This window comes from Methylomonas sp. HYX-M1, assembly GCF_040741385.1.
Lineage (GTDB): Bacteria > Pseudomonadota > Gammaproteobacteria > Methylococcales > Methylomonadaceae > Methylomonas > Methylomonas rhizoryzae.
In genome coordinates, this window is the sequence record NZ_CP160405.1 from 3,709,663 (window position 1) to 3,722,936 (window position 13,274).

13 protein-coding genes are annotated in these 13,274 nt (G+C 57.4%); 6 read left to right on the plus strand and 7 right to left on the minus strand.

Annotated elements, in window-relative coordinates; genetic code table 11:
- Window positions 1-20 precede the first annotated feature (20 nt).
- The 6 genes from AB0A83_RS16850 to AB0A83_RS16875 form a co-directional block, all read right to left on the minus strand.
- Window positions 21-1,667: an electron transfer flavoprotein-ubiquinone oxidoreductase gene (locus AB0A83_RS16850; protein ID WP_367154784.1), complete on the minus strand. Its 1,647-nt coding sequence runs from the start codon at window positions 1,665-1,667 to the stop codon at window positions 21-23.
- Between the two features lie 7 nt (window positions 1,668-1,674).
- Window positions 1,675-2,619 carry an electron transfer flavoprotein subunit alpha/FixB family protein gene (locus tag AB0A83_RS16855; protein ID WP_367154785.1) on the minus strand — a complete coding sequence of 315 codons (945 nt, stop codon included), beginning with the start codon at window positions 2,617-2,619 and terminating at the stop codon, window positions 1,675-1,677.
- Window positions 2,616-3,362: an electron transfer flavoprotein subunit beta/FixA family protein gene (locus AB0A83_RS16860; protein WP_150050389.1), complete on the minus strand. Its 747-nt coding sequence runs from the start codon at window positions 3,360-3,362 to the stop codon at window positions 2,616-2,618. Before AB0A83_RS16860 ends, AB0A83_RS16855 begins: the two co-directional genes overlap by 4 nt.
- 215 nt (window positions 3,363-3,577) lie before the next feature.
- Window positions 3,578-5,179: an ABC transporter ATP-binding protein gene (locus AB0A83_RS16865; protein WP_150050391.1), complete on the minus strand. Its 1,602-nt coding sequence runs from the start codon at window positions 5,177-5,179 to the stop codon at window positions 3,578-3,580.
- The gene (locus tag AB0A83_RS16870; protein ID WP_150050393.1) at window positions 5,172-6,515 is read right to left on the minus strand and encodes an ABC transporter permease; all 1,344 of its coding nucleotides are present in this window, start codon (window positions 6,513-6,515) and stop codon (window positions 5,172-5,174) included. The genes AB0A83_RS16865 and AB0A83_RS16870 overlap by 8 nt, the downstream gene beginning before the upstream one ends.
- Window positions 6,515-7,492 (minus strand): ABC transporter permease, encoded by a 978-nt coding sequence (locus AB0A83_RS16875; RefSeq protein ID WP_150050394.1) that lies wholly within the window; start codon window positions 7,490-7,492, stop codon window positions 6,515-6,517. Before AB0A83_RS16875 ends, AB0A83_RS16870 begins: the two co-directional genes overlap by 1 nt.
- A gap of 178 nt (window positions 7,493-7,670) precedes the next feature.
- On the opposite strand from AB0A83_RS16875, the gene AB0A83_RS16880 reads away from it, so the two are divergent.
- From AB0A83_RS16880 to AB0A83_RS16905, 6 genes are all read left to right on the plus strand, one after another.
- Entirely contained in the window at window positions 7,671-8,222 is a 552-nt protein-coding gene (locus AB0A83_RS16880; protein WP_150050396.1) for a copper resistance protein NlpE, read from the plus strand.
- 248 nt (window positions 8,223-8,470) lie between these two features.
- Window positions 8,471-9,709 (plus strand): glutamate-5-semialdehyde dehydrogenase, encoded by a 1,239-nt coding sequence (locus tag AB0A83_RS16885; RefSeq protein WP_367156176.1) that lies wholly within the window; start codon window positions 8,471-8,473, stop codon window positions 9,707-9,709.
- On the plus strand, window positions 9,709-10,329 hold the full coding sequence (gene nadD, locus AB0A83_RS16890; protein ID WP_150050400.1) for a nicotinate-nucleotide adenylyltransferase: 621 nt from the start codon (window positions 9,709-9,711) through the stop codon (window positions 10,327-10,329). Before AB0A83_RS16885 ends, nadD begins: the two co-directional genes overlap by 1 nt.
- A gap of 14 nt (window positions 10,330-10,343) precedes the next feature.
- The gene (gene rsfS, locus AB0A83_RS16895; RefSeq protein ID WP_150050402.1) at window positions 10,344-10,682 is read left to right on the plus strand and encodes a ribosome silencing factor; all 339 of its coding nucleotides are present in this window, start codon (window positions 10,344-10,346) and stop codon (window positions 10,680-10,682) included.
- Window positions 10,683-10,793: 111 nt separating this feature from the next.
- Window positions 10,794-11,495, plus strand: coding sequence for a hypothetical protein (locus tag AB0A83_RS16900; RefSeq protein WP_367154786.1), 702 nt, complete (start codon window positions 10,794-10,796; stop codon window positions 11,493-11,495).
- Entirely contained in the window at window positions 11,485-12,666 is a 1,182-nt protein-coding gene (locus AB0A83_RS16905; RefSeq protein ID WP_367154787.1) for a flagella assembly protein FlgT middle domain-containing protein, read from the plus strand. The genes AB0A83_RS16900 and AB0A83_RS16905 overlap by 11 nt, the downstream gene beginning before the upstream one ends.
- Before the next feature lie 65 nt (window positions 12,667-12,731).
- Here the strand turns inward: AB0A83_RS16905 and AB0A83_RS16910 are convergent, their stop codons facing one another.
- Window positions 12,732-13,064: an SMR family transporter gene (locus tag AB0A83_RS16910; RefSeq protein ID WP_150050409.1), complete on the minus strand. Its 333-nt coding sequence runs from the start codon at window positions 13,062-13,064 to the stop codon at window positions 12,732-12,734.
- Between the last annotated feature and the right edge of the window lie 210 nt (window positions 13,065-13,274).

The following is a 13,274-nucleotide window of genomic DNA, read 5'->3' on the forward strand; positions in this document are numbered from 1 at the left end:
GGCGCGAGCCAAACTTTCCGCTACATATTGGTGTAATTGGGGCCGCCCCCACCTTCGGGCGGTCGCCAGTCTATGTTTTGCGCCGGATCTTTAATGTCGCAGGTTTTGCAGTGCAGACAATTTTGCGCATTGACGACGAAACTGCGGCGGCCCTGCGCATCGCTTATCACCTCGTACACCTTAGCCGGACAATAGCGCTGAGCCGGCTCTGCGTATTGCGGCCAATTGACCGCCAGCGGCACTGCGGCGTCGCGGAGCTGCAAGTGACAAGGCTGGTCGGCCTCGTGATGGGTGTTGGACAAGGCCACCGAAGCCAACAAATCGAAGCTGATCTTGCCGTCCGGACACGGGTAATCGATGGGCCTACAAGCGGTGGCCGCTTTCAACACCGCATGATCGGCCCGCGGCTTGCGCAAGGTAAACGGCAATCGCCCGGCTAGTAGATTTTGGTCCAGCCAAAAAAACGCTCCGCCCAGCAAAGGGCCCCATTTGCTCAGCGCCGGCGCCACGTTGCGAGCCTGATAGAGCTCCGCATACATCGGCGATGCGCGAAATTTTTGCTCGAAGTTGTCAAGCTCGGCGCCGTCGCCGGCCAACAACGCTTCGCACACCGTTTCCGCCGCCAGCATGCCGGAACGCAATGCATTGTGGATGCCGCGCAATTTGGCCGGATTCAACAAGCCGGCATCGCAACCCAGTAACAAACCGCCCGGAAAACTCATGCGCGGCAACGACTGCCAGCCGCCTTTGTTTAGCGCCCGCGCCCCGTACGCCACACGGGTGCCGCCTTCCAGCAAGGGTTTGATCTTGGGATGCAGTTTCCAGCGCTGCATTTCCTGATAAGGATTCAGGTGCGGATTGACGTAATTCAGGGCGACGATGAAGCCCAAGGCCACTTGTTGTCCGTCCAAGTGATACAAGAATCCGCCGCCTTCGCTGAAACCGTCCAGCGGCCAGCCGAAGGTATGCAACACGTTTCCCGGCCGGTGCTTGGCGGCGTCTATCTTCCACACTTCTTTGATGCCTATGCCGTAATGCTGCGGATCGGCGCCCTCGCGCAGGCAATAACGTTCCGCCAGTTGCTTGCCCAAATGGCCGTGACAACCCTCGGCAAACAAAGTGTACTTGGCCCTGACTTCGATGCCGGCCTGGAAACCGGGCTTTTGTCGGCCCTGTTTATCCAGCCCCATATCGCCGGTCAGTACGCCGGCTATGCCGCCGTCTTCGCGGTACAACAGGCTGTCGGCCGGAAACCCGGCGAAAATATCGACGCCCAAGCCTTCCGCCTGCTTGCCCAGCCAGCGGCACAGATTGGCCAAACTAACCACGTAATGGCCGTGGTTACGTAAAGGCTTGGGAACTGCGAAATCCGGCACTGTCACGGCGTGCTGTTGGCCGGCCAGAAAACACAGCTCCTCGTCGGCAACTTTTACCCCGACCGGGGCCTGCAAATCCCGCCAAGCGGGAAACAACGCCTCTAAAGCTTTGATTTCCAATAAAGCGCCGGATAAGATGTGCGCCCCTACTTCGGAGCCTTTTTCCAACACACAAACGCTGATATCCAGGCCGCGCTCGCCTGCCAACTGCTTGATTTTAATGGCAGCGGCCAAACCTGCCGGCCCGGCGCCGACGATGGCCACATCGAATGCTACGGATTCGCGTTCCATGGCCGGCCTACTTGTTTGCCAAGGCTTGTTCGAGCTGCGGAATCACCTCGAACAAATCGGCAACCAGACCGATGTCCGCCACCTCGAAAATCGGCGCGTTCGGATCGGTATTGACCGCCACGATCACGCCGGCGTCCTTGATCCCGGCCAAATGCTGAAATGCGCCGGAAATACCGAACGCAATGTATAAATCCGGCGCGATGATTTTGCTGGTTTGGCCGATTTGCAGGTCGTTGGGGACGAAACCGGCATCCACCGCAGCGCGGGATGCGCCAACCGCTGCCCCCATCGCATCGGCCAGCTTGAAAATGTCGGCAAAGCCTGCTTGAGTGCCGACCCCACGGCCGCCAGCCAATACCCGGGCCGCCGCTTGTAAATCCGGCCGGTCGCCGCTACCGCCCACCAGAGACACGAAACGGGTATGCTCGGGCTGGTCCGGTGCCGTTTCGTGCTTTTCGATGCAGGCGGCACCGCTTTCAGTGACCGGCTTGAAGGCATTGGCGCGCACCGTACCGACCACGATGCCCGGCGGCGCTTGCACGGTTATCAACGCGTTTCCGGCATAAATCGGCCGCTTGAATATCCGCGCACTTTCCACCGCGACTATCTCGCTGATTTGCGGCACGTCAAGCTTGGCGGCAACCCGTGGCAACACATCCCTGCCGAAACTCGTGGCCGGCGCCAAAATATGCGTATATCCCTGCGCCAACGCCAGAATCCGCCCTTCCAAGCCCACCGCTGTCGGATGAGCGTAACCGGCATCCGCCAGCCAGATCACCTTGCCGACCCCTTCCAGCTTGGCCGCGTGTTCGGCGGGCGCGGCATCGGCCGCGAACACCGCAAGATCCAGAGTTTGGTGCTCGATTTGCCGGGCGCAAGCGACGGTTTTAGCCGTAGCCGGATTTAAAACGCCGCCGTGCTGCTCGGCGATCACCAAAATGTTATTGCTCATAGCAACCCCCGTTCTTTCAGCGCACCCACCAATTCCGCGACCGATTCCACTTTGATTCCGGCCTGCCGCCCCGCCGGCGCTTCGGTTTTCAAAACCCTCAAACTCGGCGTATCCGCAATCCCTAACTCGGCGAATTCCACGATCTGTAGCGGCTTGGACTTGGCTTTCATGATTTGCGGGATTTTGATAAACCGCGGTTCGTTCAGACGCAGGTCGGTGGATAGGACGGCCGGCAAGGCAACCGACAAGGTTTCCAGACCGGCGTCGACTTCCCGAATCACCTCGGCTCGACCGTCGCCGACCTGAATGCTCGAGGCGAAGGTGGCTTGCGGCCAGTCCAGAAGTGCCGCCAGCATCTGCGGGGTTTGACAGGCGTCGTCGTCTATCGCCTGCTTGCCGAGCAAGACCAAATCCGCATGCTCCCGCTTGACGACGGCAGCCAGGATTTTGGCGGCCAACAAGGGTTGCACCGCCTGAGCGGTGTGTACCAACAACGCCCGGTCCGCCCCCATCGCCAAGGCCGAGCGCAATTGCTCCTGCGCTTCGGCTTCGCCTATGGACACCACTACGATCTCGTGCGCCACACCGGCTTCTTTTAAGCGAATCGCCTGTTCGACCGCAATCTCGTCGAACGGATTGCTGCTCATTTTGACCCCGTCGGTTTCGACCCCCGAGCCGTCCGCTTTCACATGCACCTGCACGTTGTAGTCGATCACCCGTTTAATGCCTACCAGTATTTTCATCGTCTATACAACCTGCGACGTTGGTTAGAATTCTTTTAAGAAAAGCCCAGCCGATAGCGAGAACCCGCAGGGCGCCAATGTCGTTAACTCAACCGGTCGCGGCGAATTCCGGGGCTGCGAGCGGGATAAGTTCATCGAACCAAAAGGCGGCCTAACCCTGCGACCTTGGGCATAGTCAGGGCGGACGCTCAAGCCAAAACTTAACGGTTTCAGCGTCAAGCGGACAACAAGCGTGGCACCGCTGCCAACAAGGTTCGAGTATAAACGTGTTCCGGCCGATTCAGCACTTGTTCGACCGGACCGTATTCGACGATTTTACCGCGATACATCACCGCCACTTGATCGGCCATTTCCGCGACCACGCCGAAACTATGGGTAATCAGCAAATAGCTCAAGCCGCGTTCGCGCTGCAGCTTCTTCAATAATTCAATGATTTGCGCCTGCACCGACACGTCCAACGCGCTGGTCGGCTCGTCGCAGATGATCAACTTGGGCTCCACCGCCAGGGCTCGGGCGATGCAGATGCGCTGGCGTTGCCCGCCGGAAAATTCGTGCGGATAACGCAACGCAGCGTCTGCGGGCAAATCCACTTGTTGCAGCAATTGGGCCACCCGCCGGCGTTTTTCGTCCCGGTCGATTTCCGGGCGTAGCGAGGTAATGCCTTCGGCGACGATGTCGCCGACCAGCATGCGCGGGTTCATCGCCGCAAATGGGTCCTGAAACACGATCTGCATTTCGGCTCGCTGCTTGCGCAAATTTTCTCCGCTCAACAGCGTCAACTCCCTGCCGTCGAACGACACCCGGCCGGCATGCGCCGGAATCAAGTTCAGCAAGCCCTTGCCCATGCTGGTTTTACCACAGCCGGATTCGCCGACCAAGGCCAGCGTGGTACCGACGTGCAATTCGAAATCCACCCCATCGACCGCTTTGACGTGGCCGACCGTGCGTTTGAACACCCCTTTGCGGATCGGGTAATACACTTTGAAATCCTCGACCTTCAGTAGCGGTGTAGCCGGTTTGGCCGGTCTGCCGATACAGCTTTCCAACCGGGGCAAGGCCGCCAGCAGTTTCAAACTGTAAGGGTGTTGCGCCTGCCGAAAAAACTCGGCGGTCGCGGCGGTCTCGACGATTTTGCCGTGCTGCATTACGGCAATGCGATCTGCAACGTTGGATACCAGGGCGAGGTCGTGACTGATCAACCATAAGGCCATGCCGGTCTGTTGCTGCAGGTTCTTCAATAGCGTCAGAATCTGCGCCTGTATGGTCACGTCCAAGGCGGTGGTCGGCTCGTCGGCGATCAACAAATCCGGCTCGCCGGCCAGCGCAATCGCAATCATCACCCGCTGGCGCTGGCCGCCGGACAGTTGGTGCGGATATTCGTGGATACGCCGTTCCGGCTCGGGAATTTCGACTTGTTCGAGCAAGGCCAGCACCCGTTGCGCGATTTGCGCCCGGCTAAGTTCAAAATGCAATTGCAGCACTTCAGCGATTTGTTCGCCTACCGTCATCACCGGATTCAACGACGACATCGGATCTTGGAAAATCAAGCCGATGCGGCGACCGCGCAGCCGGCAGAACTCGATTTCCGGAATACCGGTCAATTCCGCGTCTCCTAACCGAATGCCGGCAGCCCGCATGGCTGCCGCATTCGGCAACAACCTCAATACCGCCAACGCCGCCATCGACTTGCCGGAACCGGATTCGCCAACCAATGCAAAGGTTTCGCTGAGGTTGATATGAAAACTGACGTCATCGACGACTTGGGATTGACCGAAGGCGACGGTCAAGTTCTCGACCTTGAGCAAGGAATCAGCCACGCTCAACCCTCCGCGGATCGAACGCGTCCCTGACCGCGTCGGCAAATAGATTCGCCGCCAACACCAGGGCGAACATGAAGGCAAAAGCGGCGGCCAGCGACCACCAGACTACGGGCTCTCTGGCCATTTCCAGCCGGGCCCGATTGATCATATTGCCCCAGCTGTGGGTGGTGGGATCGACGCCGATGTTGATGTAGGACAACACGGCTTCGGCCAGCACTAGCGAACTGAAATCCAGCACCACGGCGATCAAGACGATGTGCATCACGTTGGGTAGGATGTGGCGAAACAGAATCATGGCCGGTTTGACGCCCAGGGCTTGGGCGGCCTGCACATATTCCATCTCGCGCAATTTCAGGGTTTCCGCGCGCAGCAAACGGCACAGGCCGGTCCAACTGGTCACCCCTAATATCAAACACAAAAACAGCAATCGCATGTCGGCGCGCACCAACAAGTTGTTGAAGTTTTCCGGATGATTGGCCATATATACTTGCACCATCAAGATGGACGCAGCGATCAGCAAAACGCCCGGAACGGAGTTCAAGGTGGTATAGATGAACTGAATCACGTCGTCGACCCAGCCCTTGAAAAACCCGGCCATGATGCCGAACACGATGGCCAAGGGCAGCATCACCAGCGTCGTCAAGGAACCGATCACCAGACCGGTGCGTATGCTTTTCAAGGTTTGATAGAACACATCTTCGCCGACTTTATCGGTACCGAGCACGTGGTAGTACTGCGATAGCGAAAACAAGGCATAACTGACAGTGACGACGATGAACAACGTCGCCCAAACCGCCTGGGCGCTGGCAGCAGCGCAAAATGCCCTGCCTCTAGCCTGCCTATCGCCCCAAGACAACAGCATGACCATCAACATCAAGCCGCCGCCCTTGCTCAAGCCGCCGACGGTTTTAGCCACTACATCGCCGGCCCATTCGTGCTGCGGATCTTGCAAATGCGCGCCGCCGTGTTGCAGGCGCGGATAATCCCAGCGGGTGCTGCCGTCCGGCATCGCAATGTTTTCCTTGGCATACAAATGAGTCGCAAACGGCGCCGAATAGGTTTTCTCGGCGTGCGCGCGCATGTCGTTACAGGCTAAATCCAGCAAACTAAGGATTTCGTTACCGCGGCTATCCGCGTCTTTGAAATGCAGCGAATCGGCCAGACCGATCAGCGCGAAGCATAGCAACAGGGTTAACGAAGCCGCCGCGACCGGGCTAGCGGCAATTTTGCGCAACGGCCTTTGCATGTGCTGCTGGCGCGCCACATAAACCGCCAAAGCCGCGGCAGCCGCGACCAGCAGATAAACCAGCGCGTCCGTCCATAACACTTGCATCAATTCAACCTCACGCGCGGATCCACCAAGGTATAGGAAATGTCGGTGAGCAATAAACCGACAATGTATAGCACCGACCCCAAAAACACCATGGACCGAACAATGGCGAAATCCTGGCGGTTTATCGCATCTATCGTGTAACTCCCAAGTCCGGGAATGCTGAAGAACGACTCCATGATTAAACTGCCCATGAACAACAGCGGCAGCACCACGACCACGCCGGTCAAGATAGGAATCATCGCGTTTTTCAGTACGTGCTTGAACAACACTTGGGTTTCGCTCAAGCCCTTGGCGCGTGCGGTACGCACATAGTCCTTCTCCACTTCTTCCAGGAATAAGGTACGGTACCAGCGCACGCCGGACCCGATGCCTGCCGCCACACTGATGAGCACCGGCAAAATCAAAAACTTAAGCGCCGCCAAGCCGGTGTCGTACCCGGAAATCGGCACCAATTTCAGCAGTTTGCCGATGAAATATTGGCCGCCGATGATGTAAAACAAGGACGACACCGACATCAGCATCACCAGCAGCACACTACCGCCCAATTCCAGATAACTGTTGCGAAACAACACCAGCAACAAGGCCAGGCTGATATTCACCAGCAAGCCGACCAGCAACGACGGCACCGCCAGAGCCAAGCTGGGCCACATGCGTTGGCGAATATCCGCGCCGATGTTGCGGCCGCTATCGGAAATACCGAAATCGAACAAAAACAAGTTGACCGACTTTTGATAGAAAATGGTTCCGGTCAGCCGCTCGCCGCCTTGCGCGGCGCCGTTCCATAGCAGCGGCAAATCGTAGCCGTGCTGATGCTTCCAATTTTGTATGGCTTGTTCGGTGACGTGCTTTTGCCCCAACTGCATGCGGGCCATGTCGTCCGGGCTGTTAACCACGAAAAACAATATGAAAGTCAATACGTTGACAGCCATCAGCAGCGGCAAGGCGTATAGAAACCGGCGGACGATGTAGGAAATCATGCAAAAACAACTACGCGAAAGAGTCGTCGATGCGCCCATTCTCGCAACTTTGTCGTTTTACAAGCAACCGCAAATTGCGCAAATGGGCGCGATCGGATTATGCTGGTAAGCTGTAGCCGGCGCGGCCAATCGGCGCGCCGCTCTACCACTTTTTCCGCACTACATCGGAATTACCACTATGCCAAAACTGACTACAACAATAAAAAACGCCGTCTATGCGGCTCTATTGGGGAGCTTGGGTTTAGCCTACGGCAACGCCTGGGCGGAATCGGACATGCAACTGCAGGAAAAAGCCTTGAAAGCGCGGGAAATGCAGCGCCACGAAGGCATGGACCATTCCAAACACGCCGTACCGGCGGAAGCCGCGGACGAAACCGGCGGTTTCCGCGGGGTGTTTTACGGCTATTTGCCTTGTAACGAAGCGGGCTGCTCCGGCATCAAGCAAACCCTGTCGCTCAAACCCAGAAGCAATTATTTGCTGGTGACCCAATACGCCAAGGACTCGTCCATGCGCGAATATTACGACAAAGGCAAATACGACTGGAACGACAGCACCCGCATCCTGACCTTGACCTCGAACAAAAACGGCGACAAGCGGTTGTATACCATTCAGAACGAAGGCGAGTTGGTGCAATTGGACAGCAACGGCAAAGCGATGCCCGGCGATCAGGACGATTACACCTTAAGCCGCAGCGACAAATCCAAAACTCGCCAAGTGCATATTCATTAACGTCGCAAGCACACGTTCTTTAAGCATAAACAACCCGGTTTAGCGATTGAGCGCAGCCCCATCCGGCCAATCGAGCGCTACCGGGTTTCAAAGCCTTCATCTCCGCAATGACAGGGCTGATTCAGCAACCTATCTTTAACGGCATTGCCCCAAAACTCGACATACGCTCTGCCTATCGCGGCAAGTTGCTATAATGCTCGGCCTTTTTAACCTTTAGGGTCGATGCCATCGTGGATGTCAAACACTATATGCAGCAACTGGGCAGGCAGGCGCGGCAGGCCGGCCGGCAAATCAGCAAGGCGGAAAGCGGACAAAAAAACCTGGCCCTGTTGAAAATTGCCGAAGCCATTGTCGACGGCAGCGAGGCCATAGCCGCGGAAAACCGCAAAGATTTGGAAGCCGGCCGGCAAAACGGCTTGGACGCTGCCTCGCTGGACCGTTTGGAACTGACGCCAACCCGCATTCAAGCCATGGTGGAAGGCTTGCATCAAGTCGCCGCATTGCCGGATCCGGTCGGCGAAATCACCCATCTAAGTTATCGGCCCAGCGGCATTCAGGTAGGGCAAATGCGCGTGCCCTTAGGCGTGATCGGCATCATTTACGAGTCTCGACCCAACGTCACCATAGACGCCGCCGCCTTGTGTCTGAAATCCGGCAACGCCTGCATTTTGCGCGGCGGTTCCGAAGCCATCCATTCCAACCGGGCCATCGCCGCAGCCATCAGCCTGGGTTTGGCGGAAGCCGGCCTGCCGCAGCAGGCCGTGCAAGTGGTGGAAACTACCGACCGGTCGGCCGTCGGCGAACTGATCACGCTCAAAGACTATGTCGACGTCATCGTGCCGCGCGGCGGCAAAAGCCTGATCGAAAGGATCAGCGCCGAGGCCACGATTCCGGTGATCAAACATTTGGACGGCATCTGCCACGTGTATATCGACGGCAAGGCCGATTTGGACAAAGCCGTGGCCATCGCCGTCAACGCCAAAACCCAACGCTACGGGGTCTGCAATGCGATGGAAACCTTGTTGGTCGCCGAAAGCATCGCCGCCGGCGTGCTGCCGGTTCTGGCGCAACGCTACGCCGAAAAAGGCGTGGAACTGCGCGGCTGCCTGAAAACCTGTTCGTTGCTGCCCGGAGCGGTCCGCGCCACGGAAGACGATTGGCATACCGAATATCTGGCACCGATTTTGTCGATCAAAATCGTCGCCGGCATAGACGAGGCCATCGCCCACATCAACCAATACAGCTCGGCCCATACCGAGAGCATAGTCACCGAAGACTACACGCTGGCCCGCCGTTTTTTGCGCGAAGTGGACTCCAGCTCGGTAATGGTCAATGCCTCGACCCGCTTTGCCGACGGCTTCGAATACGGTTTGGGTGCGGAAATCGGCATCAGTACCGATAAACTTCACGCCCGTGGCCCGGTGGGCTTGCACGGCCTGACCTCGTTGAAATACATCGTATTGGGCGACGGCCACATTCGCACTTGATGATAGGCGTTTACGGCGGCACGTTTAACCCCGTACATTTCGGCCACTTGCGCACCGCGGTGGAAGTTCAGGAACGATTCGGCTTGCGGCAACTGCACATGATACCCTGCCGCTTGCCGGCCCACCGGGAACGCCCGGAAGTAGACGGCGAACGGCGGTACGCCATGCTGCAATTGGCGCTGGCCGGCCTTCCCGGCGTAATCGCCGATCGCCGCGAGCTGGACCGCCCCGGCCCGTCGTATATGGTCGACACCCTGCAATCGTTGCGCGACGATTATCCGCACGTCGGCCTCCTCTTGTTCATCGGCACGGACGCCTTTGCCGGCCTGCCAACCTGGCATTGCTGGCAACGGTTATTCGAGCTTGCCCACGTCGTAGTGGTTACCCGACCCGGTTACCGGCCGCCCAGACTGGCAGACTTTTTAGCGGAAAAACTCACGCGCCACGACAATGACTTAGTGGAAACCCCGCAAGGCTGCTTGCACTTCCAAACCGTTACCGCCCTGGACATCTCCGCCACCGCAATCCGGAATTTGATAGCCGGCAACCACAATCCGCAATTTTTACTGCCCGACAGCGTGATTGCTTACATCCGCCGGCACAACCTTTATCTCGCTTAATTTCAGGACATTCGATGCAAACAGAACAATTACTCAAGCTGGTGGAACACGTGCTCGAAGAGCGCAAAGCCCTGCAGGTAAAAACCTTGGACGTGCGCGGCAAAACCAGTATTACCGATTACATGGTCATCGCTACCGCCACTTCGACCCGTCACGCCAAATCCTTAGCCGATTACGTGATCGAAAAAGTCAAGGAACAGGGCGAAATGCCGTTAGGCGTGGAAGGCCAAGCCGGTTCCGACTGGGTGTTACTGGATTTGGGCGACGTGGTCCTGCACGTTATGACCACTCAAGCGCGCGAATATTATCAGCTGGAAAAGCTGTGGACAGTCGCGGCCGACAAAACCGAGTAGTTGGTTTTTTGCAGTCGGACTTCGGTGACTCATCCCGCGTTTTTGCTAATAGTCATTCAAGAATTCGGCGTCTCAGTCGATGAATGCTGAAGAAATCGTGAGGAATATCCAATGAAACGCGTCGCATTCATCCTGTTTTTCGGCATAACCCTGTTGAGCGGATTAACCGCTTGTTCCGGAGTGCAATCTCATAACGAGCCAACAGCCGATTCGCCGACAGCCGCTAGAGTCTTGCAAGCGACGGGTTTCAGCCACTTCGACGACAGCGGCCGGCTGAACGTCGGCCAGCGTTGGTTATCGGCCCGGCAAATAGCCAAACTGAACGCTTATCGCGGGCTGGCCGATCAATTGTACGACGAGCCATTAGGACCTGATGCGACGGTAGGCTCGCGAGTCATCGAAAACGAAGTGTACCGGGTCTATCTGGACCTCTATTTGCGCCAAGCCCAAGCCAGCGACTACCGCACATTCAAAGACCGCTTGAAAACCGTGCTGCAACTGCCGTTGACTACCCGCTTCTACCATTGCATGAGCGGCACACCCGCGCTAGCCGAGCAATGCATACGCGAAGACGGTAAACTGGCTTACACCCGCTTGGGTTATAAAACCGCAACGACTACCCGGGTCAATCTAGCTTGCGGCAGCGCTGGCTGTAGCGACCAATTTCACGTAGGCGGTTTCAATTCCCGGCCGGGCCCGGTCGATTCCGCCTTGCTCGACGCCGGCTTATACGGAGTGGAATGGACATTGAACATGACCGGTCGAACCCTATTCAATTATTTGCTGATCAACGGCATCATCAATGCATTATAGGTTTTGGCTTTCATTGGCACTGGCGCTGATATTGGCGGCTTGCGGCAGCGGCGACGCCAGTCGCCGCGTCGACCCGGAACAAATCCAACACCTGCGCAATCGCCAAGTGACGGTACAAGGCTTTGCGGCCGTCGGCGTGGGCGGCGTCTCCGCCGCCCGGCAAGCAGCCATCGACGACGCTATCGCCCAAGCCGCCCGAACCCTGGCCGACCGCGACCCGGGCGCAATGTCGACCAGCGAGGTCAAAGTGGTAGACGAATGGCAGGACCAAGACGGTTATCACGTGCAAGCCTTGGTGATGTTGTCTGCACAAAAAAGTTGTAATGCGCCGTACCGCAAACGTATCGTGGCAACCGGCTTTCCGGCCATGAATCCTTATCAGATCAGCGGCACGGAAACTCAAGACTTGTTCGGCGGCATTCCGCGCGAAATCGGCAACTTGCTGATGGAACGCGGCGATTTTATCGCCTACAACCTCACCGATTCGTCACTGTACGTCCGTCCGGATCTGGCCCCGGAAATTCCGGCCAGCGGCGGATTTTCCGGCAACGTCATTCTCGACATTGCCAAACGGCATAATGCCCAATTGGTGCTATCCGGCATCATTCGCGACTTTAGAGTGGAATCCACCGAATACGTGCGCGGAGCCGGCGTATTGGCCGAATTGAAATCGGCCATGCGCGATTACGTGGGCCGGCGCAGCATCGGCATAGACGTTTTCATGCACGACGGCTTCACCGGCGCCTTGCTGTTCCAACACCGCTACACCGATTCGATTATCGGCGACGTCAATCTACCCTCCGGCTACAACGTCGGTAGCGAACGCTTCGAAGACACCCCGTCCGGCCATAAAATCGGCGACATCGTCCGTCAGGCTAGCCAAGACATCGCCGACTTGTTCAGCTGCTATCCCTTCTCCGCCCGGGTCATCCGAACCGAATTAGGCCGCATCACCATAGGCGCCGGCGCGCAAGACAAGATCAAAGTCGGCGACCGATTTATGGTGTATTCGGCCGGCTTCGCCGATAGCGCCGGCCTGGGCTATACCGACCCTATCGGCATCTTGAGCATTGCCGAAGTCGGTCCGTCTATGGCGGCCGGCAGCCTGGAGCAAAACGCGCGCACCTTGGTCCGCCCCGGCGACTGGGTACGCAGTTTTACCATCTATTGAGCCCCGCCGGCATGCAGCCGGAATCAATCTAGGCAAATTCGCCGCACGAATGCGGGCTTTACCCCTCAAGCCGACGCCGAGTCCGAAAATAGCCGAATGACGACCACCCCGGCAACGATCAAAGCCATGCCCCAAAGTGCCGGCGCATCCAATTTCTGCCCGAAGCCGAACCAACCGACCAAGGTAATCAAGACGATGCCGGCCCCGGACCAGATGGCGTAACAGACACCGACCGGAATGGTACGCAAGGTCAGCATCAAACAATAAAACGCCAACCCGTAACCCGCCAGCGTCAATAGCGATGGCCAGAACCGGGAAAACTCCTCGCTGGCTTTCAACGCCGACGTCGCGATCACTTCCGCCACGATGGCAACCGCCAGAAACCACCAATCGTTCATTACGTTTTTGCCTCATTAAAATACCGCAAGCCAAAAAACCTCATTAATGGTAGCTTTTACAAAACCACACACTAGCCGAGAGATTCATCATGGCGTCCCGGAATGTAAACCTGATAAGTACGAAAGCTGCGAACGACACACCGAGAGCCCTTCAAACTTCAACATGCTGATGTCTTTCTCTGAAAGTAGCGCGTTAGTCTTCCAGGCAAA

Bases quoted from the DNA above. Each gene is read 5' to 3' on its own strand.
- AB0A83_RS16860 (WP_150050389.1), bottom strand. From the start codon at position 3,362: ATGAAAATACTGGTAGGCATTAAACGGGTGATCGACTACAACGTGCAG.
- rsfS (WP_150050402.1), top strand. From the start codon at position 10,344: ATGCAAACAGAACAATTACTCAAGCTGGTGGAACACGTGCTCGAAGAG.
- AB0A83_RS16875 (WP_150050394.1), bottom strand. From the start codon at position 7,492: ATGATTTCCTACATCGTCCGCCGGTTTCTATACGCCTTGCCGCTGCTG.
- AB0A83_RS16905 (WP_367154787.1), top strand. From the start codon at position 11,485: ATGCATTATAGGTTTTGGCTTTCATTGGCACTGGCGCTGATATTGGCG.
- AB0A83_RS16900 (WP_367154786.1), top strand. From the start codon at position 10,794: ATGAAACGCGTCGCATTCATCCTGTTTTTCGGCATAACCCTGTTGAGC.
- AB0A83_RS16855 (WP_367154785.1), bottom strand. From the start codon at position 2,619: ATGAGCAATAACATTTTGGTGATCGCCGAGCAGCACGGCGGCGTTTTA.
- AB0A83_RS16870 (WP_150050393.1), bottom strand. From the start codon at position 6,515: ATGCAAGTGTTATGGACGGACGCGCTGGTTTATCTGCTGGTCGCGGCT.
- AB0A83_RS16910 (WP_150050409.1), bottom strand. From the start codon at position 13,064: ATGAACGATTGGTGGTTTCTGGCGGTTGCCATCGTGGCGGAAGTGATC.
- nadD (WP_150050400.1), top strand. From the start codon at position 9,709: ATGATAGGCGTTTACGGCGGCACGTTTAACCCCGTACATTTCGGCCAC.
- AB0A83_RS16880 (WP_150050396.1), top strand. From the start codon at position 7,671: ATGCCAAAACTGACTACAACAATAAAAAACGCCGTCTATGCGGCTCTA.
- AB0A83_RS16850 (WP_367154784.1), bottom strand. From the start codon at position 1,667: ATGGAACGCGAATCCGTAGCATTCGATGTGGCCATCGTCGGCGCCGGG.
- AB0A83_RS16885 (WP_367156176.1), top strand. From the start codon at position 8,471: ATGCAGCAACTGGGCAGGCAGGCGCGGCAGGCCGGCCGGCAAATCAGC.